Origin of the sequence: Pseudomonas sp. PDM27 (genome assembly GCF_019219205.1) — a bacterium.
Classification (GTDB): domain Bacteria; phylum Pseudomonadota; class Gammaproteobacteria; order Pseudomonadales; family Pseudomonadaceae; genus Aquipseudomonas; species Aquipseudomonas laurylsulfatiphila.
Genome location: NZ_JAHUWF010000003.1, coordinates 309,676 through 332,491, shown reverse-complemented (window position 1 = coordinate 332,491; position 22,816 = coordinate 309,676). Strand labels below are relative to the sequence as shown.

The 22,816-nt window shown below is 60.9% G+C and carries 22 protein-coding genes; 14 read left to right on the top strand and 8 right to left on the bottom strand.

Features of this window, described 5'->3' with window-relative positions:
• Positions 1-6: 6 nt before the first annotated feature.
• The gene (locus tag KW838_RS09360) at positions 7-2,406 is read right to left on the bottom strand and encodes a penicillin acylase family protein (RefSeq protein ID WP_218500962.1); all 2,400 of its coding nucleotides are present in this window, start codon (positions 2,404-2,406) and stop codon (positions 7-9) included.
• 88 nt (positions 2,407-2,494) lie between these two features.
• On the bottom strand, positions 2,495-3,091 hold the full coding sequence (locus KW838_RS09355) for a DUF6436 domain-containing protein (protein ID WP_218500961.1): 597 nt from the start codon (positions 3,089-3,091) through the stop codon (positions 2,495-2,497).
• A 96-nt stretch (positions 3,092-3,187) separates the two neighbouring features.
• Between KW838_RS09355 and KW838_RS09350 the strand changes: the two genes are divergently transcribed.
• The gene (locus KW838_RS09350; RefSeq protein WP_218500960.1) at positions 3,188-4,135 is read left to right on the top strand and encodes an alpha/beta hydrolase; all 948 of its coding nucleotides are present in this window, start codon (positions 3,188-3,190) and stop codon (positions 4,133-4,135) included.
• 49 nt (positions 4,136-4,184) lie between these two features.
• On the opposite strand, the gene KW838_RS09345 is transcribed toward KW838_RS09350, so the two are convergent.
• Positions 4,185-4,937, bottom strand: coding sequence for a DUF2059 domain-containing protein (locus tag KW838_RS09345; protein ID WP_218500959.1), 753 nt, complete (start codon positions 4,935-4,937; stop codon positions 4,185-4,187).
• A 108-nt stretch (positions 4,938-5,045) separates the two neighbouring features.
• On the opposite strand from KW838_RS09345, the gene KW838_RS09340 reads away from it, so the two are divergent.
• Positions 5,046-5,678 carry a 2OG-Fe(II) oxygenase gene (locus tag KW838_RS09340; RefSeq protein ID WP_218500958.1) on the top strand — a complete coding sequence of 211 codons (633 nt, stop codon included), beginning with the start codon at positions 5,046-5,048 and terminating at the stop codon, positions 5,676-5,678.
• Between the two features lie 2 nt (positions 5,679-5,680).
• Positions 5,681-6,166 carry a DUF523 domain-containing protein gene (locus tag KW838_RS09335; RefSeq protein WP_218500957.1) on the top strand — a complete coding sequence of 162 codons (486 nt, stop codon included), beginning with the start codon at positions 5,681-5,683 and terminating at the stop codon, positions 6,164-6,166.
• A 124-nt stretch (positions 6,167-6,290) separates the two neighbouring features.
• Here the strand turns inward: KW838_RS09335 and KW838_RS09330 are convergent, their stop codons facing one another.
• Positions 6,291-6,875: a transporter substrate-binding domain-containing protein gene (locus KW838_RS09330; protein WP_218500956.1), complete on the bottom strand. Its 585-nt coding sequence runs from the start codon at positions 6,873-6,875 to the stop codon at positions 6,291-6,293.
• Positions 6,876-7,010: 135 nt separating this feature from the next.
• Between KW838_RS09330 and KW838_RS09325 the strand changes: the two genes are divergently transcribed.
• Positions 7,011-7,436, top strand: a complete 426-nt coding sequence (locus KW838_RS09325; protein WP_102699607.1) for a DUF4399 domain-containing protein — start codon at positions 7,011-7,013, stop codon at positions 7,434-7,436.
• A gap of 122 nt (positions 7,437-7,558) precedes the next feature.
• On the opposite strand, the gene serA is transcribed toward KW838_RS09325, so the two are convergent.
• Entirely contained in the window at positions 7,559-8,788 is a 1,230-nt protein-coding gene (serA, locus tag KW838_RS09320; protein WP_007976393.1) for a phosphoglycerate dehydrogenase, read from the bottom strand.
• A 206-nt stretch (positions 8,789-8,994) separates the two neighbouring features.
• Here serA and KW838_RS09315 point away from each other — a divergent pair, with 206 nt between their 5' ends.
• The 4 genes from KW838_RS09315 to KW838_RS09300 all read left to right on the top strand — a co-directional run bounded on the left by KW838_RS09315 (position 8,995) and on the right by KW838_RS09300 (position 13,390).
• The gene (locus KW838_RS09315; RefSeq protein ID WP_032829505.1) at positions 8,995-10,389 is read left to right on the top strand and encodes an FAD-binding oxidoreductase; all 1,395 of its coding nucleotides are present in this window, start codon (positions 8,995-8,997) and stop codon (positions 10,387-10,389) included.
• Between the two features lie 40 nt (positions 10,390-10,429).
• A complete protein-coding gene (locus KW838_RS09310) occupies positions 10,430-11,095 on the top strand; it encodes a fumarylacetoacetate hydrolase family protein (protein ID WP_218500955.1) in 666 nt (221 codons plus the stop codon).
• Between the two features lie 257 nt (positions 11,096-11,352).
• Positions 11,353-12,279, top strand: a complete 927-nt coding sequence (locus tag KW838_RS09305) for an SdiA-regulated domain-containing protein (RefSeq protein WP_218500954.1) — start codon at positions 11,353-11,355, stop codon at positions 12,277-12,279.
• A 193-nt stretch (positions 12,280-12,472) separates the two neighbouring features.
• Positions 12,473-13,390, top strand: a complete 918-nt coding sequence (locus tag KW838_RS09300; RefSeq protein ID WP_102700006.1) for an SdiA-regulated domain-containing protein — start codon at positions 12,473-12,475, stop codon at positions 13,388-13,390.
• Positions 13,391-13,535: 145 nt separating this feature from the next.
• Here the strand turns inward: KW838_RS09300 and rpiA are convergent, their stop codons facing one another.
• Positions 13,536-14,210: a ribose-5-phosphate isomerase RpiA gene (gene rpiA, locus KW838_RS09295; RefSeq protein ID WP_015097253.1), complete on the bottom strand. Its 675-nt coding sequence runs from the start codon at positions 14,208-14,210 to the stop codon at positions 13,536-13,538.
• A 267-nt stretch (positions 14,211-14,477) separates the two neighbouring features.
• Here rpiA and ilvA point away from each other — a divergent pair, with 267 nt between their 5' ends.
• Both ilvA and KW838_RS09285 read left to right on the top strand, forming a co-directional pair.
• Positions 14,478-15,992: a threonine ammonia-lyase, biosynthetic gene (gene ilvA, locus KW838_RS09290; RefSeq protein ID WP_102700005.1), complete on the top strand. Its 1,515-nt coding sequence runs from the start codon at positions 14,478-14,480 to the stop codon at positions 15,990-15,992.
• Positions 15,993-16,031: 39 nt separating this feature from the next.
• Positions 16,032-16,457 (top strand): DUF2269 domain-containing protein, encoded by a 426-nt coding sequence (locus KW838_RS09285; RefSeq protein WP_218500953.1) that lies wholly within the window; start codon positions 16,032-16,034, stop codon positions 16,455-16,457.
• Positions 16,458-16,563: 106 nt separating this feature from the next.
• Here the strand turns inward: KW838_RS09285 and KW838_RS09280 are convergent, their stop codons facing one another.
• Complete coding sequence (locus KW838_RS09280) at positions 16,564-17,220, bottom strand: HAD family phosphatase (RefSeq protein ID WP_218500952.1); 657 nt, start codon at positions 17,218-17,220, stop codon at positions 16,564-16,566.
• 143 nt (positions 17,221-17,363) lie between these two features.
• Here KW838_RS09280 and KW838_RS09275 point away from each other — a divergent pair, with 143 nt between their 5' ends.
• Both KW838_RS09275 and ptsP read left to right on the top strand, forming a co-directional pair.
• Positions 17,364-17,843: an RNA pyrophosphohydrolase gene (locus KW838_RS09275; RefSeq protein ID WP_003229203.1), complete on the top strand. Its 480-nt coding sequence runs from the start codon at positions 17,364-17,366 to the stop codon at positions 17,841-17,843.
• A 22-nt stretch (positions 17,844-17,865) separates the two neighbouring features.
• The gene (gene ptsP, locus KW838_RS09270) at positions 17,866-20,148 is read left to right on the top strand and encodes a phosphoenolpyruvate--protein phosphotransferase (RefSeq protein ID WP_102700002.1); all 2,283 of its coding nucleotides are present in this window, start codon (positions 17,866-17,868) and stop codon (positions 20,146-20,148) included.
• Between the two features lie 72 nt (positions 20,149-20,220).
• Here ptsP and KW838_RS09265 read toward each other — a convergent pair whose 3' ends face one another.
• On the bottom strand, positions 20,221-20,967 hold the full coding sequence (locus tag KW838_RS09265) for an NRDE family protein (protein WP_218500951.1): 747 nt from the start codon (positions 20,965-20,967) through the stop codon (positions 20,221-20,223).
• A 134-nt stretch (positions 20,968-21,101) separates the two neighbouring features.
• On the opposite strand from KW838_RS09265, the gene KW838_RS09260 reads away from it, so the two are divergent.
• Both KW838_RS09260 and lgt read left to right on the top strand, forming a co-directional pair.
• Entirely contained in the window at positions 21,102-21,884 is a 783-nt protein-coding gene (locus tag KW838_RS09260; RefSeq protein ID WP_033048041.1) for a sulfite exporter TauE/SafE family protein, read from the top strand.
• Positions 21,885-21,981: 97 nt separating this feature from the next.
• Positions 21,982-22,788, top strand: coding sequence for a prolipoprotein diacylglyceryl transferase (gene lgt, locus KW838_RS09255; RefSeq protein WP_015097247.1), 807 nt, complete (start codon positions 21,982-21,984; stop codon positions 22,786-22,788).
• Positions 22,789-22,816: the final 28 nt, after the last annotated feature.

Sequence of the window (22,816 nt, the reverse complement as noted above, 5' to 3'; positions counted from 1 at the left end):
AAAAGTCTATGGCGCCACCCGCGCCGGCAACAGCTTCAACGTACTGCGGGTATTGGCAGTGACCTCTTCATCATTGAGATGCGCCTGGAAATACATCCCCTCGATATAGGCCTCAGCCTGATCATCATAATGACTATCGAACACTACACCGCTCTGGCCAACCGGGTTGACGGTCAGGCTGTGGGCCGGGTCGGCGAAGTCGATCAGGCGCCGGGTCGAAGGGCCGTAGGTCACGGGCCAGGGTGCCGGGCCAATTTTCGCCGAGAGGTTGTTCGGCACTTCATGGCTGCCGGGTGCGGCGAAGGGGCCGACATTGAAGACCAGGTCCAGTGGCTTCTGCTGCCCCAGCGGATGACCATGGGTCAAGGTGTGCGCGCGACCCCACTGCCATTGCGAGGCGTCTGCGCCGAGGGTGCTCTTGAGGTGGGCGAGGCTGGCTTGCCAGGCGGTCTTCACCGTGTCGGCGCGGGTTTCCTTGCCGAGGGTGCTGCGGTTGTCCCACCACGGTGAATCGGCGCTGGCGGCCAGGCGGGGGAGCGCGGCGTCGATCACCCGGGTCGAGAGCAGTGTTTCGAAAAAGTCGTTACCCAGTTCATCGTGCATCGTCGCGTCAGCCAGGTTGAACAGCAACTGGTTGAACAGCGTGGCGCTGGTGGATTCGAGCGGGTAGTCGCCTTTCCACTGGGCCAGTTGCTCCACCAGTTTGAGTTCGGCGGGGTCGCTCACCATTTCGCGCAACACCGGCAGCAGCGGCGCCAACAAGCGCGGGCCGTAGGCGGTGGTAGTGCCCAGCTGCAGTTTCTGGCTGTTTTCCAGGTCCCATTTCACGGCTTTGTCGCTGAGCTGGCGATTGAGCTGCTGGCCGCGATCGGCAAGGTTGTAATAGCCGGGAATCTCCATGCCGGTCGGCGACACTGGCTGGAAGTTGGCCGAGACGATGTAGCCCCGCGCCGGGTTTTCTTCCTGAGGGTTGGCGCTGAACGGGTAGAAGCCATCCTTGTCGGCCTCGGCGGTGCTGCCGTCGAGGATGAACCATGGGCGTACACCCGCCGGACGTTTCGGCAGTTGCGCCGCCGCCCACCAGCCGATGTCACCCTTGGCATTGGCCCATACGACGTTCAGGCCCGGTGCCTGGATTTTTGCCGCAGCACTGCGGGCCTTGGCCAGGCTGTCGGCGCGGTTGAGCTGGTAGAAACCGTCCAGAATCGGGTTCTGGCTTTCGAGAAACGCCCACCACATGGCAATCGGTGTCTTGCCGACGCCGCTGCCCAAGGCATCGTTGACGATCGGGCCGTGGGGCGACTGGCGCAGCACCAGCGTCACCGGTTCCTGGCCCTTGACCGCAATCTTCTGTTCGCTGGTGACCATGTCCACCCACTTGCCGCGATACCAGACCTGATTGGGATTGTCCGGGTTGACCTTCTCGGCGATCAGGTCGAGGTCGTCGTTCTGGAACATGGTGATGCTCCAGCCGAAGTCGTTGTTCATGCCCAGGGAGGCGAACGGCATCAAGGCCTGGTAGTGGCCGTAGAGTTCGAAGCCCGGCGCCGAGAGCTGCGCTTCGTACCACACCGACGGCGCGGAGAAACGGATATGCGGATCGCCCGCCAGTAGCGGCTTGCCGCTTTGGGTCCGGCTGCCCGCGACGACCCAGGCGTTACTGCCCTCGAACTGGGGCAGGCCGTTGTCAGCCAAGGCCTGTTCGCTCAGGCGGGCGAGGGCGTTGAGGTCTTTCCAGTCGACGCTGGCCAGGGAAGGTGCGGTCCCGTTGAGCACGCCTTTGGACTGCCAGTCGAGATCGAAAACGCTTAGGTAGTCGGGGCCCAGTTGATCGCGCACGAATGTCAGCAAGGGTTCGGTACGAAAGGCCGCCGCAAAACTGTAGGCCATGTAACCGGCAATGCTGATGGTGTCCTGGGCGGTGAACGGGCGTTTTGGAATGCCCAGCACATCGAACTCCACGGGTTTGGCGTGGCTGTCCTGATACTGGTTGATGCCGTCCAGATAGGCCTGCATGGCGATGAACGAGGGTGACTGTTTGTCGAGATTGGCGAAGTAGGTTTCAGCGCGTTCGCGAATGCGCAGGCTGCGCATCAGTTTGTCGGTGTCGAGCAGCTTCGTTCCAAGCACCTCGGCCAGTTCGCCACGAGCCAGACGACGCAGGACTTCCATCTGGAACAGGCGGTCCTGGGCATGCACGTAGCCGAGCGCGCGGTACAGGTCGGTTTCGTTGTCGGCGCGGATATGCGGAACGCCGCGCTCGTCGTAGCGCACGGTGACCGAGCCTTGCAGGTGTTGCAGTTCCACCATGCCCTGGCGTGACGGCTGCTTGCTGTAGAGGTACCAGCCGGCGCCGGCGGCCAGCACGACGATCAACAGCGCGAGAGCGGTCAAGCTGCGTTTCATGGGGACTCCTTGTTGTTATTGTGATTCCAGGTGCCACTGTGTAACACGACGTGCCGGCTTGGTGCATCGCCCGTAGGAGGGATTCGTATTACCGCGTCTTTCCCTGCTTCGCCGGATCTACAGGCCATGGGCAGTAACACCCCACCGCCAGTGTGTGCGTAGCACTCACCGCACGGCCCTCATCGAGCGCTTGCAGGATGGGCTCGATAAAGCTGTTGCTGGAATTGCAGGTCAGGCCTTCGCTGTAGGGGCCGAAGTACGCCAGTTTGCCGCTGCGGTCCCAGATCGCCACGGCCGGGCTGGCGGGGATCTGTTCGGAACCGGGCAGGACGTCGATGGTTTTCAGGCGGCTCAAGGTGCCCGGTAACTGGCCATGGCTACCGGGTTTTTGCACGGCATAGAATTCCACGCCATGGGGGACATAGCGCTCGACCAGTTCGGTCAGGTGTTGTTGATTGCCGACGTTGCACGGGCAGGCCGGGTCCCAGAAATGCACCAGGCGGATGGCGCCAGGGCCTGCGAGGTCATCGGGAAGGCGCAGCGGATCCCCCGAAAACATTGCCGTGTGCTCGCTGAACGCCCGCAGGTAACGCCCCTGGAACCAGTCGTAGGCCGCCCACAGTACGCCGGCACACACCACGGCGAGCAGGCTGGCAAACAGGGTGGCGCGAAAGGGCGGGCGCATCGGTTCAGTCCTCGAAGGCCGGCTAGCTTGCCATGCTTGCCGCGACAGAAGAATATCGAAGGCTTATAAAGTCCGTTTCACGCTCTGGAATCGTCCATGCCGGCCACTTTCGACCCCGATCTTCTACGTGCAAGCTTGCTGCCACTGGCGGCCGGGCAGCCGTTGTCGGCGCAGGCGAAGGCCTACCAGCAGTTCTATGGACTGGATTTTGCGCCGCGTCAGGTGCGCAGCGGTCTCGGGCGCTTCGAGGTCGATGGATATGAGCTGGTCAGCCAGTTCTGGTGGCCCGAGCGGGCGAAGGCGACGTTGTTTGTCATCCACGGTTTCTACGACCACACCGGGCTCTACCGGCATGTGATCGAATGGGCGCTGGACCAAGGCTTCGCGGTGATTGCCTGCGACCTGCCGGGGCATGGCTTGTCCAGTGGCGAGCGGGCGAGCATCAAGGATTTCGCCGAGTACCAGGACACGCTGCAAGGGTTATTCAGCGAGGCTCAATCCCTCGACTTGCCGCAACCGTGGCACCTGTGCGGGCAAAGTACCGGTGGGGCGATCGTGATCGACCATGTGTTGAATGCGGGGGCGAGCAGTCCGGCCCAGGGTCAGGTGATCCTGTTGGCACCGCTGGTGCGGCCGCGAGCGTGGGGTTGGTCGCATCTGAGCTATTACTTGCTCAGGCCGTTCGTCAAAGCCATCGCCCGGCGCTTCAGCGAGAACTCCAACGACCCCGCCTTTCTGCCGTTCCTGCAAGCCGATCCATTGCAGCCGCTGCGTCTGCCGACAGCCTGGGTTGGCGCGCTGGCACGCTGGATCAAACGCGTTGAAGCGGCGCCGGTCAGCACCAGGCGGCCGCTGATCGTGCAGGGGCAGGCGGACATGACCGTGGATTGGGAACATAACCTTGAAGTGTTGCGGGGCAAGTTTGATAGGCCGCAGGTGCTGATGCTGCCTGAGGCGCGGCATCATCTGGCGAATGAAACACTGGTGATGCGGCAGGAGTATTTAGGGTTCTTGACCAAGCGGATGAGTCGTCAGAATCGATAAGCAAAATTAAAAGATCGCAGCCTTCGGCAGCTCCTACAGTGCGATCTTTTCACTGGCTCAGGTTCGAATTGCTCTGCCCCACCGCCAACCCCGCGCGAATCGCCGCCAGTGCCGCCTGATAGTAAGCCTGGCCTTGCGTCGACTCGGCAAAGGTCGCGAATTCTTCCAGTTCGTCGTCCGACAGGTCGCGATAGACATACAGCAGCGTGTTGTTCAGGTCGCTGCCAATCTGGTCCATCAGGCGTTGGCGCTGGCCGTTGAGCATGCCCTGGGCCTGACCGGCACCGAGCAATCCCGGGATCATCGAACTCAGGCTGTCGGCGGCCACACCGGCAATCGCCAGGCTGACTTCCGCACCGGCCTCGCGAGCAGGCAGCGCTTGTGCCAAATGGCCGATGATCAGCAGGCGGCTGTCGCTGGCCTGCATCTTTGGCAAGCCCTTGGCATTTTTCGCCAGTTGGTCGCGACGGGTTGCCAGCAACTCGGCAGCAACGATCTTCTTGCCCAGGGGCGACTGGAAAAACGTCAATGCAGGTTTTGGATCGGCGAGGTTCTTGCGCAATTGCGCTTCGGCGCGCAGGTCCACGGCCTGGGCGGAAAAACGCTGATTGCTGTTATTGACCAGAGCCTGATACACCGCCGGAGGCAGGCTGCCCTGATAGCGTTGCTGGGCAGCCGAGAGGGCGTCGTTGAAATGCGCGCGTTGTTCCGGCCAGCCGGCGACCTTGTACAACTGGTCGTGGCCGTCTGCCCAGGCGGGCATAACGCAGAACATCAACAGTGATAAAAGCAAACGGCGCATAGGGACTCCTGTCAGCAGGCGACTATTCTCCGTGTGGCATCCGTACTTGTCGAGAATTCGTATCAACCCGCTGCGCGGCTCTGTCGGATTTTCGGGCACAGGAATACTATGCGCGCCATGCAAATATCCTCTGATCACCCGCTGCTGTTACGAATCGTCGACGACCTGGCCGAGCACGGCTGGTCGCAGCAGAATATTTTCCTGCCTCAGGACTTGACCCGAGCGCTGGCGGCCGAATGTCGCAAACGTGCTGCCGAGGGTGAACTGGCTCCGGCCGCCGTGGGCCGTGGACCGTTTTCGGAAATCCGCGAAGGGATTCGTGGCGACCATATCCAGTGGATCGACCCCGGCCAGGCCGAGGCTTGCGACAGCTATCTGAGTTTGATGGACAGCCTGCGCGAGGCGATCAACCGCGGTCTGTTTCTCGGCCTGGAGGATTTCGAAAGCCATTTTGCGATGTACCCGCCCGGGGCGTTCTACCTCAAGCATGTCGATCGCTTTCGCGATGACGACCGGCGCATGGTTTCGGCGGTGGTTTACCTCAATGACGCCTGGCTTCCCGAACACGGCGGCCAGTTGCGCATGTACCTCGACAACGATCGCGTCTACGACGTGCAGCCTACCGGCGGCTGCCTGGTGGTGTTTCTCTCCGGAGAGGTTCCCCACGAAGTCCTGCCCGCGACCCGCGATCGCCTGTCGCTGACGGGCTGGTTCCGGCGACGCGGCAACGAGCCGTTCTGATCATGCAGAAAATTCTCGTCAGCCGCTGCCTGTTGGGCCACCGCGTTCGTTACGACGGCGGGGCCAGCGGGCCGTTCGATCAGCTTCAGCAATGGCTCGACGAAGGTCGGGTCGTGGCGTTGTGCCCGGAAGTCGCCGGCGGATTGCCGACGCCTCGGGCGGCAGCGGAAATTCCAGGCGGGCAGGGCGCGCAAGTCCTTGATGGCGAGGCCGTGGTGATCACTACCGAGGGTGAGGACGTCAGTGCGCAGTTTTTGTCGGGGGCGTATCAGGCGCTGGAACTGGTGCAGAAACACGGCATCCGCATTGCCGTACTCAAGGCCAACAGCCCGTCCTGCGGCAATCTGCTGACCTATGACGGGACGTTCAGCGGTGTGAAGGTCGATGGCGAGGGCGTGACGGCGGCGCTGCTCAAGCGCCATGGTGTGCAGGTGTTCAGTGAGCTGGAGTTGCCGCAGGCGGCGGCAGCCTTGGCCGCACAAGACTGACAATCACCACAACTCCACTGTGGGAGCGAGCCTGCTCGCGAAGACGTAGTGTCAGTCGACATTGATATTGACTGACATATCGCTTTCGCGAGCAGGCTCGCTCCCACAAGGTTGCCCAGTGATTTCAGGGTTTGGGTACCACGCCCGCATCCACCCCCAACCACTTCTGCTCCAGCGCTTGCAGTCGCCCATCATCCTTGATTCGCTGCAAGGCGTTTTCCAGGCTCGCATGGAACGCCGGATTTCCCTTCTGAAACGGAATCGCCAGGCTCACGGCCGGGTTGGTTTCAGGCTTCTTTTCGGTCAACGACTGCACCAGCAGAATGGAGCGCGGCTCTTCTTTCTGCGCGATCAATTGCGCACGGGCTTGAACGTAAGGTTCGCTGAAATCGAAACGATCCCTGAGATCCGGGGTCACTGCTATGTGGTTGATAGCGATGTCGTATTTGCCGCTTTCGACGCCGGTCAGCAGATCGCTGCCGTCGGTGACGACAAAGTCGGCCCGGACATCGAGTTCACTTGCCAGCAGTTGGCCCAGTTCGACTTCGAAGCCGGTGAGCTTGTCGCCATCCTTGAAATTGAATGGGGGAGTGTTGGCTTCAACGGCTATGCGCAACTCGCCCCGGTCGTTGACGTCATCAATCAGTTCGGCATGAGCCAAAGGGCTCAGAAGGGGTAGCAGGCAGATCAGGCCAGGCAGAAAGCGCATGGTCACTCCTTTGAATTTATTATCGCGACCCTCTGATTCAGGCTCGCTTTGCTATGGTTGTCGAGTGCCTTCGACAACGAATGGCCATGAAGTTGTCATGGTCACGCGGATTTTACGAAAAAACTGGAGAAGAGAATGAAAACCTTTATGTCACGTGCTGCTTTGGCGGGCCTGTTGATGGGTGTTTCGGTGCTGGCCAGTGCTGCAACGCCGGCTCCGGAAGGCGCCAAAGTGTCCATCGTGTCTCCCAAGGACGGCTCGAATGTTCCACAGACGGTCGTCGTCAAGTTCGCTGTCGAGAATATTGCCTTGGCACCGGCGGGCGACCCCACCAAGAACACCGGTCATCACCATTTGCTGATCGACGTCGATGAGTTGCCGGCCGCCGGGGCGCCGATCCCCAAAGATGCCAACCACCAGCATTTCGGCGCCGCGCAGACCCAGGCTGAAGTAACGCTCACGCCGGGCAAGCACACCTTGCAGTTGGAACTGGGCGATAGCAACCACATGCCGTTCGATCCGCCGATCGTTTCCGAGAAGATCACCGTCAATGTGAAATAAAAAAGGGAGCCCGCTTCGCTGGGGCTCCCTTTTTTACAGTTGCAAGCTTCAAGCTGTAAGCCTCAAGTCAAAGCAAAAGCGAACTCAACTTGCCGCCTGAAGCTTGCCGCTTGTAGCTGCTTTTAGAACAGCACCCGACTACGGATGGTGCCTTTGACGTGTTGCAGCTTCTCTTGCGCCAGGTCCGAGTACTCGGCGTCGACGTCGATCACCACGTAGCCGACCTTCTCGTTGGTCTGCAGGAACTGACCGGAGATGTTGATGCCGTTTTCGGCGAAAACCTTGTTGATCTCGCTGAGTACGCCCGGAATGTTTTCGTGGATGTGCAGCAGGCGGTGCTTGCCAGGGTGAGCCGGCAGGGCCACTTCCGGGAAGTTCACGGACGATACCGAAGTACCGTTGTCGCTGTACTTGACCAGTTTTTCCGCGACTTCCAGACCGATGTTGGCCTGGGCTTCAGCGGTGGAGCCGCCGATATGCGGGGTCAGGATCACGTTATCCAGGCCACGCAGCGGGCTTTCGAACTCTTCGTCGTTGGAGCGCGGCTCCACCGGGAATACGTCGATGGCCGCGCCGATCAGGTGCTTGTCCTTGATGGCGGCCGCCAGGTGGTCCAGTTCGACCACGGTGCCGCGGGCGGCGTTGATCAGGATGCCGCCTTTCTTGATGGCACGGATTTCTTTCTCGCCCATCATCCACTGGGTGGCGGCGGTTTCCGGTACGTGCAGCGAAACGATGTCGGACATCGCCAGCAGCTCGTGCAGGTTGCCTACCTGAGTGGCGTTACCCAAAGGCAGCTTGGTGATGGTGTCGTAGAAGTACACCTGCATGCCCAGGCCTTCCGCCAGGACCGACAGTTGAGTACCGATCGAGCCGTAACCGACGATGCCCAGCTTCTTGCCGCGGATCTCGAAGGAGTTGGCCGCGCTCTTGATCCAGCCGCCACGGTGGCAGGAAGCGTTCTTCTCAGGGATACCGCGCAGCAGCAGGATCGCTTCGGCCAGCACCAGCTCCGCTACGGAACGGGTGTTGGAGTAGGGCGCGTTGAACACCGCGATACCGCGTTCGCGGGCAGCGTCCAGGTCGACCTGGTTGGTGCCGATGCAGAAACAGCCGACCGCAACCAGCTTCTTCGCGTGATCGAAGATCTCTTCGGTCAGTTGAGTGCGCGAGCGAATGCCGATGAAGTGAGCATCAGCGATCTTTTCCTTGAGCTGGGCTTCCGGCAGAGAACCTGTGAGGTACTCGATGCTGGTGTAGCCCGCCGCCTTGAGGACGTCGACAGCCGATTGGTGGACGCCTTCGAGAAGAAGGAACTTGATCTTGCTCTTATCGAGAGAAGTCTTGCTCATCTGCGTAAACCTGTATCCCGGAGAAAAATGGCAGGGAAGGGAGCAGCCCGGAGCTGACCCGGACGGCAGGAATGCCGTCACCGCAGAACAGCCTTTGGGCACTACCCTGCGGGGTCGGTATGCTAGCATATGCACCCCGCTAAACACTCATTCCTGCGACGTGAAGCGTTCTCAGGATGACCATGAATTGTTCGAGAGTTCTGTCGATGACCAATCCTGCCCTGATTGAAGAGCTGAAGACCCTGGTTGAGCCTGGCAAGGTGCTGACCGATGCCGACTCCCTGAATGCTTACGGTAAGGATTGGACCAAGCATTTCGCCCCGGCCCCGACCGCCATCGTGTTCCCCAAGACCACCGAGCAGGTCCAGGCCATTGTCCTGTGGGCCAACAAACACAAGGTGGCGCTGGTGCCGTCCGGCGGTCGCACCGGCCTTTCCGCCGCAGCGGTAGCGGCCAATGGCGAAGTGGTCGTGTCGTTCGACTACATGAACCAGATCCTCGACGTGAACCTCACTGACCGCACCGCCGTTTGCCAGCCGGGCGTGGTTACCGAGCATCTGCAGAACGTGGCCGAAGAAAACGGCCTGTACTACCCGGTGGACTTCGCTTCGGCAGGATCGAGCCAGATTGGCGGCAATATCGGCACCAATGCCGGCGGGATCAAGGTGATTCGCTACGGCATGACCCGTAACTGGGTCGCCGGCATGAAAGTCGTCACCGGCAAGGGCGACGTGCTGGAACTGAACCGTGACCTGATCAAGAACGCCACCGGCTACGACATGCGCCAGCTGTTCATCGGGGCTGAAGGCACACTCGGGTTCGTGGTCGAAGCGACCATGCGCCTCGATCGCGCGCCGAAAAACCTGACCGCGATGGTCCTCGGCACCGCCGATTTCGACTCGATCATGCCAGTGCTGCACGCGTTCCAGAGCAAGCTCGACCTGACCGCCTTCGAATTCTTCTCCGACAAGGCCCTGGCCAAGGTCATGGCCCGTGGCGACGTGCCGGCGCCGTTCGAGTCCGACTGCCCGTTCTACGCGCTGCTGGAATTCGAAGCGACCACCGAAGAAGTGGCCAACCACGCCCTGGAAACCTTCGAGCACTGCGTCGAGCAGGGCTGGGTGCTGGACGGCGTGATGAGCCAGAGCGAAACCCAGCTGCAGAACCTGTGGAAGCTGCGCGAATATATCTCCGAAACCATCTCCCACTGGACGCCGTACAAGAACGACATCTCGGTCACCGTATCGAAAGTCCCGGCGTTCCTGAAGGAAATCGACGCGATCGTCGGCGAACACTACCCGGATTTCGAAATCGTCTGGTTCGGCCACATCGGCGACGGCAACCTGCACTTGAACATCCTCAAGCCGGATAACCTGAGCAAGGACGAGTTCTTCGCCAAGTGCGCCACCGTCAACAAGTGGGTGTTCGAAACCGTCGAGAAGTACAACGGTTCGATCTCCGCCGAGCACGGTGTGGGCATGACCAAGCGGGATTACCTGACCTACAGCCGTTCGCCGGTCGAGATCGAGTACATGAAAGCGGTCAAGGCAGTGTTTGACCCGAACGGCATCATGAACCCGGGCAAAATCTTCGCGGTTTGAACTGCAAACCTTAAGCACCCTTGAAGGCAGGAGACGGTAAATGAGCTATCAGCACCAGTATGTCGACGGTACGCGTATTCATTTCCCGTTGGGGAAAGTGGTGTGCATCGGCCGCAACTACGCCGAACACGCCAAGGAACTGGATAACCCGGTACCGACCGAGCCACTGCTGTTCATCAAGCCGGGCAGTTGCGTGGTGCCGCTGGAAGGCGGTTTCAGCATTCCGGTCGAGCGCGGTTCGGTACATTACGAGGCGGAAATCGCTGTGTTGATCGGCAAGCCGTTGTCGACCAAGCCAAGCCGTGAAGAAGTGCTCGACGCCATCTCCGGTTTCGCCCCGGCCCTGGACCTGACCCTGCGCGACAAGCAGGCCGAGCTGAAATCCAAGGGGCTGCCGTGGGAAATCGCCAAGTCCTTCGACGGTGCAGCGGTGATTGCTCCGTTCGTGTCCGGCAGCACCTTTGCCGACCTGACCGACATCGGCATCCGCCTGACCATCAATGGCGAAGTGCGCCAGGACGGCAACAGCAGCGCAATGCTCAACCCGATCGTGCCGATGATCCAGCACATGGCCGGCTGCTTCTCGTTGCAGGCCGGCGATGTGATCCTCACCGGCACGCCAGTGGGCGTCGGTCCGCTGAATGTCGGTGACGAGATCGTCCTGGAACTGCCGGGCGCCAGCCGCTTCAGCAGCAGCGTTCGCTAGTCCAGACACCGCCAAACCCTGTGGGAGCGAGCCTGCTCGCGAAAGCGGTGTGTCATTCAATATCTTTGTTGGATGACACGCCCCCATCGCGAGCAGGCTCGCTCCCACATTGGTTTCTCCGTGGCCTGTAGATGGCTCACCCTGTCATTTCCCGTTTTTTTCACATTCTGTCTGGATAATTTCAGGGCTTTCGGCCTCTGAACCGGCCCCAAACTGTGCTATTACCCCTAGCCTGAATTTCTGGAACGCATTCCCCAATGGCCACTCCTCCGCTATCCGCGCTTAAACCTGCCCGCCGCTCACGCTTCGCCCTGCGTTGGCACACCTGGCTTCTGTTGGTGGCCGTTGTCGCCTACGGCGTTGCATTTGCGATGCATTGGGATGCGCGGGGCGTGCTCTGGGTGAAAGAGCAATTCAAAAGCCCGGCCGAGCGTCAGGCCAGTATCTGGCTGCCGGACTATCGGGCGGTGATCGATGCCAAACCGTTGCCGGGCATGGAGAAGGACGAAGCATCAGACGTGGCCTATGACTCTCAGACCAAGACCCTGTTTTCGGTCATGGGCAAGAACCCCTTCCTGGTCGAGTTGAACCTGCAGGGTGATGTGCTGCGCAAAATGCCTTTGGTCGGCTGGAGCAACCCTGAGGCCGTCACCGTGCTGGGCGACGGCCGACTGGCCATTGTCGATGAGCGCGAGCATCTGATCGCTATCGTCAAGGTCGATGCCGACACCCGCGAACTGAACATTGCCGACTTCCCGAAATACAACCTCGGCCCTTCCAAAGACCAGAACAAAGCCTTTGAGGCTGTTACCTGGGATTCGCGCAATCAGCAACTGGTGCTGGGTGAAGAGCGCCCGCCGGCATTGTTTGCCTGGAAGGGTGACAGCAAGGTCCTGACCGGCGACAAGCTGAAGCTGGCCAGTCATGCACTGGACATGCGCAACCTGTCGGCGCTGGACATCGACCCGCGGACCGGCCACATGCTGGCGCTGTCTGCCGACTCGCACCTGTTGCTGGAACTGGACAAGAAGGGCGAGCAGGTCAGTTTCATCACCCTGTTGCGTGGCTTCAACGGCCTGAAAAACACCATTCCGCGTGCCGAAGGCGTGACCATGGATGAAGCTGGCACGCTGTACATGGTGAGCGAGCCGAACCTGTTTTATCGCTTCGAAAAACAGAGGTAATGCCTCTGTGTAGGAGCTGCCGCAGGCTGCGATCTTTTGACTTTGGCGTTCTGACGGACGCCAGAATCAAAAGATCGCAGCCTGCGGCAGCTCCTACGTTGATTGCGTATACGTAAAGGGCCCGCGGCCATTAAGCTTCAGTTCAGACGGGCGTGATATTTCATCCGCCTGTTTTGACCCAGAGCCCGCCCGAATGCGTCGATTTGCCCGCCCCAAATCCCTGATTCTGATCCTGTCGGTGATCTCGCTGGTCGCCTTGGTTGCGCTCGGCCAATACCTGCGTCTGTTCGAGCGTGCCTGGTTCAATCTGCATACGCTGTGGCAGCCGGTGAGTTCCCAGACCATGGGCCTTGATCAATACCGGGTCGTGACCGAAGCGCAGGTGATCGATGGCCTGGCGGACAACGTTTCAGCGTTGACCTACGACCCGGTGCGCAAAAGCCTGTTCACCGTCACCAACAAACACAGCGAGCTGATCGAGTTGTCCCTCGACGGCAGGATTTTGCGCCGTGTGGCACTGGTCGGTTTCGGCGATCCGGAGGCGGTGGAGTTCATCAGTGAGGACATCTATGTGGTCACTGATGAAAGCCAGCAGCGGCTGATCAAGATTCGTCTGGAGCAGGACACCACTTTCGTCGATGCGGCAGACGCCGAGCAGATGACCATTGGCGTCCACATGGGTGGCAACAAGGGTTTCGAGGGGCTGGCTTACGATTCCGTGGGCAAGCGCCTGTTCGTTGCCAAGGAGCGCAACCCGATGCTGATCTACGAGGTGCACGGTTTCCCGCGCTTCAATCCTGAAGAATCCTACTCGATACACGTGATCAACGACCCCAAGCGAGATGCCGGGATGTTCGTGCGGGATCTGTCGAGCCTGCAATACGACGAGCGCAGCGGGCACTTGCTGGCGCTGTCGGATGAGTCGCGGTTGATTCTGGAGCTGGATGTGAGCGGGCGTCCGCTGAGCACAATGTCATTGGGCAAGGGGCGCCAGGGCCTGCAAAACATCGTGCCGCAAGCGGAGGGGATCGCCGTGGACGACGACGGTACGCTGTACCTCGTCAGCGAGCCGAATCTGTTCTACGTGTTCAAGAAACCAACACAACCCTGACCAACACCACAAAATACTGTGGGAGCGAGCTTGCTCGCGATTGCGGTCTGTCATTCAACATTTCAGTCGACTGACACGGCCTCATCGCGAGCAAGCTCGCTCCCACAGGTATTTCATCTGCCCACAAATATGTGGAAGGCCTGGCTTACTCGGCGCGCAGGGTCTTCACGCCTTCGCTGGTACCCAGCAACAACAGATCCGCCGGACGCGCCGCGAACAAGCCATTGGTGACCACGCCGACGATCGCGTTGATCTGTGTCTCCAGCTCCACCGGGTTGGTGATCTGCATGTTGAACACGTCGAGGATGATGTTGCCGTTGTCGGTCAGCACGCCTTCGCGGTAGACCGGGTCGCCACCGAGCTTCACCAGTTCGCGGGCCACATGGCTGCGGGCCATCGGGATGACTTCCACCGGCAGCGGGAAAGTACCGAGGACCGGCACCAGTTTGCTGGCATCGGCGATGCAGATGAACGTCTTGGCCACGGCCGCGACGATCTTCTCGCGGGTCAGGGCGGCGCCGCCACCCTTGATCAGGTTCAGGTGCTCGTCGCTTTCATCGGCGCCGTCGACATAGAACTCCAGGTCGCTGACGGTGTTCAGTTCGTACACCGGAATCCCGTGGCCCTTGAGGCGCGCGGCGGTGGCTTCGGAACTGGCAACGGCGCCATCGAATGCGCCCTTGTGCTGGGCCAGGGCGTCGATGAAGCAGTTGGCGGTGGAGCCGGTGCCGACCCCGACGATGCTCTTGTCGTCGAGTTTCGGAAGGATGAAGTCGACGGCGGCCTGGGCCACTGCCTGTTTGAGTTGATCCTGGTTCATGCGGGCTCCGGAGTGCCGAGGAGGGAACGAAAGGCCGGCATTATAGGCCCCGGGGCAGGGAAGGTCATTGCCCGATTGGCAGGTCGACCGTTCCTTGTAGGAGCGAGCTTGCTCGCGATGGTCGTGAACGATAACGCGTGAAAATAGATGTGCAGCGGTGCCATTGCGTTTTTCGCGAGCAAGCTCGCTCCTACAACAGGTGGTCGTGCGGCCAAAATGCGGGTTAGACTCCTTGGTCCCGCCCAACCCGCTCAGTGATGCTTTCCGATGCTTGAACAGTACGTCAAAAAGATCCTCACCTCGCGCGTTTATGACGTTGCCGTAGAAACCCCCTTGCAGTCAGCCCGCCAGCTTTCCGAGCGGCTGGGCAACAGCATTTGGCTCAAGCGCGAAGACTTGCAGCCGGTGTTCTCCTTCAAGATTCGCGGCGCCTACAACAAGTTGACCCAGTTGAGCGACGAAGAGCGCGCCCGCGGCGTAGTGACGGCTTCGGCGGGCAACCATGCGCAAGGCCTGGCCCTGGCGGCGAAGGTGCTGGGTGTGAAGGCGACCATCGTGATGCCAAAGACCACCCCGGAGATCAAGGTCGAAGGCGTGCGCTCGCGCGGCGGTAAAGTGGTGCTGCACGGCGATTCGTTCCCGGAAGCCCTGGCCTACTCGCTGAAACTGGTCGATGAAAAAGGCTACGTCTACATTCACCCGTACGACGATCCCCACACCATTGCCGGGCAGGGCACCGTGGCGATGGAGATTCTGCGCCAGCACCCGCAGCCACTGGATGCGATTTTCGTCCCGGTGGGCGGTGGCGGCCTGATCGCCGGCATTGCGGCGTACGTGAAGTACCTGCGCCCGGACATCAAGATCATCGGCGTCGAGCCGGATGACTCCAATTGCCTGCAAGCCGCCATGGCGGCGGGCGAGCGCGTGGTGTTGCCGACCGTGGGCATCTTCGCCGACGGGGTTGCGGTGGCTCAGATCGGTCAGCACACCTTTGACATCTGCAAGGACTATGTCGATGAAGTGATCACCGTCAGCACCGATGAAATCTGTGCTGCTATCAAGGATATCTACGACGATACCCGCTCGATCACCGAACCTGCCGGCGCCTTGGGCGTGGCCGGGATCAAGAAGTATGTCGAGCAGCGCGGCGTCAGCGGTCAGACTTTCGTTGCCATCGACTCCGGCGCCAACGTCAACTTCGATCGCCTGCGCCACGTCGCCGAGCGTGCGGAACTGGGCGAGGGCCGCGAAGCGATCATCGCCGTGACCATTCCCGAGAAGCCGGGCAGCTTCAAGGCGTTCTGCGAAGCCATCGGCAAGCGCCAGATCACCGAATTCAACTACCGCTACAACACCGGCAGCGAAGCGCACATCTTTGTCGGCGTGCAGACCCATCCGGAAAACGACCCGCGCAGCGCCCTGATCGCCAGCCTGAGCGAACAGGGTTTCCCGGTGCTGGACCTGACCGACAATGAACTGGCCAAGTTGCACATCCGTCACATGGTCGGCGGGCGTGCGGCGCATGTGGTCGACGAAGTGATCCTGCGTTTCGAATTCCCGGAGCGTCCGGGGGCGCTGTTCAACTTCCTCAACAAGCTCGGCGGGCGCTGGAACATCTCGATGTTCCATTACCGCAACCATGGCGCGGCGGATGGCCGGGTCGTCGCGGGCCTGCAAGTGCCCCACGATGAGCGCCACCTGGTGCCGGCGGCGCTGGAAGAAATCGGTTACCCGTACTGGGACGAAAGCGACAACCCGGCCTACCAGCTGTTTCTTGGCTGAGGGGCTACGCTGATGGGCAGGTCATAAGGAAATCGAACAATGGAAACGTTAACTGCCCTGAAAGCGGCGCACATGGTGGCAACCGTTGTACTGCTGGCTTGTGCGCTGGGTCTGGGCGTCTGGGTTTTGCTGGCGCGGCGCAAGGGTGATGCGACGGCGGGAAGCCGCACCCTGCAACGGCCACGTGTATTTGTCTGGCTGTTGATGGGGCTGGCGCTGCTGAGCATGCCGTTTACCGGCTGGTGGATGGTGCACCTGGTGGGCTGGCCGTTGGGACAGACCTGGTTGCTGGCCTCCAGTGTGTTTTACACCGTAGCGGCACTGGCGTGGTTCTGGCTGCTGGTGCGGCTGAACAAGCTGCGCAAGGCGCCGGGTGGCGTGGGCAAGTTCACCTTTGCCCTGGCGTTGTTCAGTTTTGTCTGTTTTGTCGCCATTGCGGGGTTGATGGGCGCCAAACCTGTGTAGGAGCGAGCTTGCTCGCGATGGGCGTTAACGAAAACGCGGGGCGCCTGAAGCCCCGCAGCGATCTTAAGTTTTTCGCGAGCAAGCTCGCTCCTACAGTAAAGCGATATCAGTCGCGCAACGAAATCACCGGCCAACCACGCTTCTCAGCCTCGGCCCGCAAGTTCGGATCAGGATCAACCGCCACCGGATTCGTCACCTGCTCCAGCAACGGCAAATCATTCATCGAGTCGCTATAGAAGTAGCTGTCTTCCAGCGTAAACCCGGTTTCTTCCAGCCAGCGATTCAACCGCGTCACCTTGCCTTCGCGGAAGCACGGCACATCGGTGCTGCGTCCGGTGTAGCGGCCGTCGAGCATTTCGCATTCGGTGGCGATCAGGGTTTCGACGCCCAGGCGCTCGGCGATCGGCCCGGTGACGAAGCGGTTGGTGGCGGTGATGATCACCAGTTTGTCGCCGGCGGCGCGGTGCTTGGCCAGCAGTTCAATAGCCTTGGGCAGCACGATCGGCTCGATGCAGTCGCGCATGTAGTCGCTGTGCCACTGATCCAGCGTGGCCATTTCGGTACGCCCGAGGACTTCCAGGCAGAAGTTCAGGTAAGCAGCGTTATCCAGTTTGCCGGCCAGGTAATCCTGGTAGAACTCATCGTTGCGTGCCTTGTAGGCGACGGCGTCGAGAAAGCCGCGCTCGCACAGGTAATCGCCCCAGGCGTGATCGCTGTCACCGCCCAGGAGGGTGTTGTCCAAATCGAATAAAGCCAGGCGCATTGCAGTTACCCGCTGAAAAGTCAGTAAAAAGGCGACAAGAATACGGTCTTTTCACAAGAGTGCACATAAGGTAGGAACCTTCGTTGCCGCCTTAACAACCTTTGTGGAACAATGCGGCGACATGCGTTTGCGAGGTTGTTGCCGTGATCGACCCCGATGGTTTTCGCCCCAATGTCGGGATCATTCTGACGAATGACGCCGGCCAGGTGCTATGGGCTCGCCGAATCAATCAAGATGCCTGGCAGTTTCCGCAGGGGGGAATCAACCCCGAAGAGACGCCGGAAGACGCCTTGTACCGCGAGCTGAACGAAGAAGTAGGCCTGGAGCGCGAAGATGTTGAAATTCTCGCCTGCACCCGGGGCTGGTTGCGCTATCGTTTGCCGCAACGTCTGGTACGTACCCACAGCCAACCGCTGTGCATCGGCCAGAAACAGAAATGGTTTCTCCTGCGCCTGATCTCCAACGAGCAACGGGTGCGGATGGATTTGACCGGTAAACCGGAATTCGATGGCTGGCGCTGGGTCAGCTATTGGTATCCGTTGGGCCAGGTGGTGACATTCAAGCGCGAGGTGTATCGACGCGCTCTCAAAGAGCTTGCCCCGCGCCTTTTAGCGCGCGACTGACGACGGAGTTCGACCCCGAGCCATGCTCAATACGCTGCGCAAGATCGTCCAGGAAGTTAACTCCGCCAAGGATCTCAAGGCGGCGTTGGGGATTATTGTGTTGCGCGTCAAAGAGGCCATGGGCAGCCAGGTCTGCTCGGTCTACCTGCTTGACCCCGAGACCAACCGCTTCGTGCTGATGGCCACCGAGGGCTTGAACAAGCGCTCGATCGGTAAAGTCAGCATGGCACCCAACGAAGGTCTGGTTGGCCTGGTCGGTACGCGCGAAGAACCCCTGAACCTCGAAAACGCTGCGGACCACCCGCGCTACCGTTACTTCGCCGAGACCGGTGAAGAGCGCTTCGCCTCATTCCTCGGGGCGCCGATCATTCACCACCGCCGCGTCGTCGGCGTGTTGGTCATTCAGCAAAAAGAACGTCGCCAGTTCGATGAAGGTGAAGAAGCCTTCCTCGTGACCATGAGCGCGCAGCTCGCCGGCGTTATCGCCCACGCCGAAGCCACCGGCTCGATCCGTGGCCTCGGTCGTCAGGGCAAAGGCATCCAGGAAGCCAAGTTCGTCGGCGTACCGGGGTCGCCGGGTGCGGCTGTGGGTACGGCGGTGGTCATGCTGCCACCGGCCGACCTGGACGTGGTGCCGGACAAGACCATCACCGACATCGACGCCGAACTCGGGCTGTTCAAGACCGCCATCGAAGGCGTGCGCGCCGACATGCGCGCGTTGTCGGCCAAGCTCGCCACGCAGTTGCGCCCGGAAGAGCGCGCCTTGTTCGACGTCTATTTGATGATGCTTGACGATGCGGCGCTGGGCAGCGAAGTCACCACCGTGATCAAGACCGGTCAGTGGGCCCAGGGCGCGTTGCGCCAGGTGGTCACCGATCACGTCAACCGTTTCGAATTGATGGACGACGCCTACCTGCGTGAGCGCGCCTCGGACGTCAAGGACCTCGGCCGGCGCTTGCTGGCTTATTTGCAGGAAGAGCGCCAGCAAACCCTGGTCTACCCCGACAACACCATCCTGGTCAGCGAAGAACTGACGCCGGCGATGCTCGGCGAGGTGCCGGAAGGCAAGCTGGCCGGCCTGGTGTCGGTGCTCGGTTCCGGTAACTCCCACGTCGCCATCCTCGCCCGCGCCATGGGCATCCCAACCGTGATGGGCCTGGTCGACCTGCCGTACTCCAAGGTCGACGGCATCCAGATGATCGTCGACGGCTACCATGGCGAGGTCTACACCAACCCGAGTGACGTGCTGCGCAAGCAGTTCGCCGAAGTGGTCGAGGAAGAGAAGCAACTGGCCCTCGGGCTGGATGCGCTGCGTGATCTGCCGTGTATCACGGTCGATGGCCACCGCATGCCGCTGTGGGTCAACACCGGACTGCTGGCGGACGTGGCGCGCGCGCAGAAGCGCGGTGCCGAAGGCGTGGGCCTGTACCGCACCGAAGTGCCGTTCATGATCAACCAGCGGTTCCCGAGCGAAAAGGAACAACTGGCGATCTACCGCGAACAACTGGCCGCGTTCCACCCGCAACCGGTGACCATGCGCACTCTGGACATCGGTGGCGACAAGTCACTGTCGTACTTCCCGATCAAGGAAGACAACCCGTTCCTCGGCTGGCGCGGCATTCGCGTCACCCTCGACCACCCGGAAATCTTCCTGGTGCAGACCCGTGCCATGCTCAAGGCCAGCGAAGGCTTGAACAACCTGCGCATTCTGCTGCCGATGATCTCCGGCATTCATGAGTTGGAAGAAGCGCTGCACCTGATCCACCGCGCCTGGGGCGAAGTGCGCGACGAAGGCTGTGACGTGCCGATGCCGCCGATTGGCGTGATGATCGAGATCCCGGCAGCGGTGTACCAGACCAAGGAACTGGCGCGGCAGGTGGATTTCCTGTCGGTCGGTTCCAACGACCTGACCCAATACCTGTTGGCCGTGGACCGCAACAACCCGCGGGTCGCCGATCTTTACGACTACCTGCACCCGGCGGTGCTTCAGGCATTGCAGAACGTCGTGCGTGACGCCCATGCCGAAGGCAAGCCGGTGAGCATCTGCGGTGAGATGGCGGGTGACCCGGCGGCGGCCGTGCTGTTGATGGCGATGGGTTTCGACAGCCTGTCGATGAACGCCACCAACTTGCCGAAGGTGAAGTGGATGCTGCGCCAGATCAACCTGAGCAAGGCCAGGGAATTGCTGGCCGAGCTGATGACCATCGACAACCCGCAGGTTATCCACAGCTCGCTGCAACTGGCGCTGAAGAACCTCGGGTTGGCGCGGATGATCAATCCGGCGGCGATCAAGGCGCCGCTCTGAAAAGATCGCAGCCTGCGGCAGCTCCTACAGGGTTTGTGCACACCTGTAGGAGCTGCCGAAGGCTGCGATCTTTCAGATTTTGATCTCCACTTCTCCAAGATGCCCGCCATAGGGTCCGAAACTGCGTTCGACGATATGCCGCGTGCCATCCGCCTGCACAATCAACGCCGTACTCGCCCGCGTCCCATAACTCTGGCTGGCAATGAACACACTCGACAGCAACGTCTCGGTCGCCAGCCCCACTCCGGTGTCGGGCAACTCGGCAAACGGCGCGGTCTGCGCATCGCTCAATAACGCCAGCAGTGCCTGAGGCTGCGGATCAACCAGCACCTCGCTCAACGCCGCCCTGGCCTTGAGCAGTTTCGGCCAGGGTGTATCCAGCCCGGCATTGGATAACCCGTAGACCCCGGGGGCCAGCATGACGGCTTCCGCTTCCCGTTGATTGAAGTGCCAGAGCTCATGGGAATTGCCGACCAGCAGGTTAAAGCCACCATACTCCAGCGAACGGTCGACAACGTCGGCTAAATAGTCGTCGATTGTCAGTTCCCCGGTGAGAAATCGCGCGACCAGCTCCCCACGAGACTTGCGCCCTGGCGGTCGGTGGGGGTCGCGGATGTTGGTCAGCGCCGCAAATCGTCCGTTGGCACCGACACCGAGCCAGGTGCCACCGGCCTCGAGGTCGCGCCCCGCATGCACGTGCGGCGCTTCGGGCCATGGCGCCAGTGGGAGGCTGGGGCGGGCGTAAAACTCATCGCGATTGGCCGCCACGACCAGCGGCTGGGCATGACCCGGTCGCCAGGCAAAAACAATCAGGCACATCAGGCTGTCCTTGTGTGTTTTTTGCTCACTCTACGCAGACATCGCTCATCGATCCATCGCCTTGCACAGTGGAGCTTGAGGCCATGCATCCGTTACCATGCCGCTCCGGTTTTGGGGATACGGGCGGGACAACCATGGAATTTCTGCTCTATCTGGCGCTCGGCGCCTGTGCAGGTGTGCTCGCCGGGCTGTTTGGCGTGGGTGGCGGGATCATCATCGTCCCGGTGCTGGTGTTCAGCTTCAAGGCCCAAGGCTTCGATCCGTCGATCCTCACGCACCTGGCAGTGGGGACGTCCCTGGCGACGATCATCTTTACCTCGGTCAACGCGGTACGCGAGCATCACCGCCGTGGCGCCGTGCGTTGGCCGATCTTCATGTGGATGACCGTCGGCATTCTGATCGGTGCCGGGTTCGGCGCCTTGACGGCGGAAGCGATTTCCGGCCCCAACCTGCAGAAACTCATTGGTGTATTTGCCCTGGTGATCGCCGCTCAATTGGCACTGGAGGTCAAACCCAAGGCCAGCCGAACCGTGCCGGGCAAACTCGGTCTGACCGTGGCCGGCAGCGTGATTGGCTGGGCCTCGGCGATTTTCGGCATTGGCGGCGGTTCGTTGACCGTGCCATTCCTGACCTGGCGCAGCGTACCGATGCAGCAAGCCGTGGCCACTTCATCGGCCTGCGGGCTGCCGATTGCCCTGGCCAGTGCATTAAGTTTCATGATTCTGGGCTGGCACGATCCGTTGCTTCCGGCCCATAGTCTCGGTTTTGTTTATTTGCCGGCGCTGCTGGGCATTGCCCTGACCAGCATGGTGTTCGCCCGTTTGGGCGCGCGACTGGCCCACAGGTTGTCGCCGAGGTTGCTGAAAAGGCTGTTTGCCGCTTTGCTGTTCTGCGTCGGCTTGAACTTTCTAGTCTGAAGCATCTGCTCTGACGGGCAGCGCAATCCTGGCTTAATCCTGAGGTGGCAGCGTCGCCCGGGAATTTTTGAGATTTGAACTCTAACGAGGAGTCGCAATGCTGCCTTACCCGCAGATCGACCCGGTGGCCCTGGCCATCGGTCCGCTGAAAATCCACTGGTACGGCCTGATGTACCTGATCGGCATCGGCGGCGCCTGGCTGCTGGCCTCCCGCCGGTTGAACCGCTTCGACCCGACCTGGACCAAGGAGAAGCTCTCCGACATGGTGTTCTGGATGTCGATGGGGGTGATCGTCGGCGGACGCCTGGGTTATGTGCTGTTCTACGACCTGAGCGCCTATCTGGCCAACCCGACGCTGATTTTCGAAGTGTGGAAGGGCGGCATGTCGTTCCACGGCGGTTTCATCGGCGTGATGCTGGCGGCGCTTTGGTTCGGTAAAAAGAACAACAAGTCGTTCTTCCAGTTGATGGACTTCGTTGCGCCGATGGTGCCGATTGGCCTGGGGGCCGGGCGTATCGGCAACTTCATCAACGCCGAGTTGTGGGGCAAGGCAACCGATGTGCCGTGGGCGATGGTATTTCCGACCGATCCGGCGCAACTGGCGCGTCACCCCTCGCAGCTGTACCAGTTCGCCCTCGAAGGCGTGGCGCTGTTCCTGATCCTCTGGCTGTTCTCGCGCAAGCCGCGGCCGACCATGGCGGTATCGGGCATGTTTGCGCTGTTCTATGGCATCTTCCGTTTCATTGTGGAGTTCGTCCGCGTACCGGACGCGCAGCTGGGCTATCTGGCCTGGAACTGGCTGACCATGGGCCAGGTGCTGTGCCTGCCGATGATCGTCGGCGGCCTGGTCCTGATCTGGCTGGCGTATCACCGCGCCCCGGCGACTCCAGCGGCAGCCGTATAAAATTCGAACCCCGCAGCGTAGGCTGCGG

Bases quoted from the DNA above. Each gene is read 5' to 3' on its own strand.
- KW838_RS09360 (WP_218500962.1), bottom strand. From the start codon at position 2,406: ATGAAACGCAGCTTGACCGCTCTCGCGCTGTTGATCGTCGTGCTGGCC.
- KW838_RS09355 (WP_218500961.1), bottom strand. From the start codon at position 3,091: ATGCGCCCGCCCTTTCGCGCCACCCTGTTTGCCAGCCTGCTCGCCGTG.
- KW838_RS09350 (WP_218500960.1), top strand. From the start codon at position 3,188: ATGCCGGCCACTTTCGACCCCGATCTTCTACGTGCAAGCTTGCTGCCA.
- KW838_RS09345 (WP_218500959.1), bottom strand. From the start codon at position 4,937: ATGCGCCGTTTGCTTTTATCACTGTTGATGTTCTGCGTTATGCCCGCC.
- KW838_RS09340 (WP_218500958.1), top strand. From the start codon at position 5,046: ATGCGCGCCATGCAAATATCCTCTGATCACCCGCTGCTGTTACGAATC.
- KW838_RS09335 (WP_218500957.1), top strand. From the start codon at position 5,681: ATGCAGAAAATTCTCGTCAGCCGCTGCCTGTTGGGCCACCGCGTTCGT.
- KW838_RS09330 (WP_218500956.1), bottom strand. From the start codon at position 6,875: ATGCGCTTTCTGCCTGGCCTGATCTGCCTGCTACCCCTTCTGAGCCCT.
- KW838_RS09325 (WP_102699607.1), top strand. From the start codon at position 7,011: ATGAAAACCTTTATGTCACGTGCTGCTTTGGCGGGCCTGTTGATGGGT.
- serA (WP_007976393.1), bottom strand. From the start codon at position 8,788: ATGAGCAAGACTTCTCTCGATAAGAGCAAGATCAAGTTCCTTCTTCTC.
- KW838_RS09315 (WP_032829505.1), top strand. From the start codon at position 8,995: ATGACCAATCCTGCCCTGATTGAAGAGCTGAAGACCCTGGTTGAGCCT.
- KW838_RS09310 (WP_218500955.1), top strand. From the start codon at position 10,430: ATGAGCTATCAGCACCAGTATGTCGACGGTACGCGTATTCATTTCCCG.
- KW838_RS09305 (WP_218500954.1), top strand. From the start codon at position 11,353: ATGGCCACTCCTCCGCTATCCGCGCTTAAACCTGCCCGCCGCTCACGC.
- KW838_RS09300 (WP_102700006.1), top strand. From the start codon at position 12,473: ATGCGTCGATTTGCCCGCCCCAAATCCCTGATTCTGATCCTGTCGGTG.
- rpiA (WP_015097253.1), bottom strand. From the start codon at position 14,210: ATGAACCAGGATCAACTCAAACAGGCAGTGGCCCAGGCCGCCGTCGAC.
- ilvA (WP_102700005.1), top strand. From the start codon at position 14,478: ATGCTTGAACAGTACGTCAAAAAGATCCTCACCTCGCGCGTTTATGAC.
- KW838_RS09285 (WP_218500953.1), top strand. From the start codon at position 16,032: ATGGAAACGTTAACTGCCCTGAAAGCGGCGCACATGGTGGCAACCGTT.
- KW838_RS09280 (WP_218500952.1), bottom strand. From the start codon at position 17,220: ATGCGCCTGGCTTTATTCGATTTGGACAACACCCTCCTGGGCGGTGAC.
- ptsP (WP_102700002.1), top strand. From the start codon at position 17,866: ATGCTCAATACGCTGCGCAAGATCGTCCAGGAAGTTAACTCCGCCAAG.
- KW838_RS09265 (WP_218500951.1), bottom strand. From the start codon at position 20,967: ATGTGCCTGATTGTTTTTGCCTGGCGACCGGGTCATGCCCAGCCGCTG.
- KW838_RS09260 (WP_033048041.1), top strand. From the start codon at position 21,102: ATGGAATTTCTGCTCTATCTGGCGCTCGGCGCCTGTGCAGGTGTGCTC.
- lgt (WP_015097247.1), top strand. From the start codon at position 21,982: ATGCTGCCTTACCCGCAGATCGACCCGGTGGCCCTGGCCATCGGTCCG.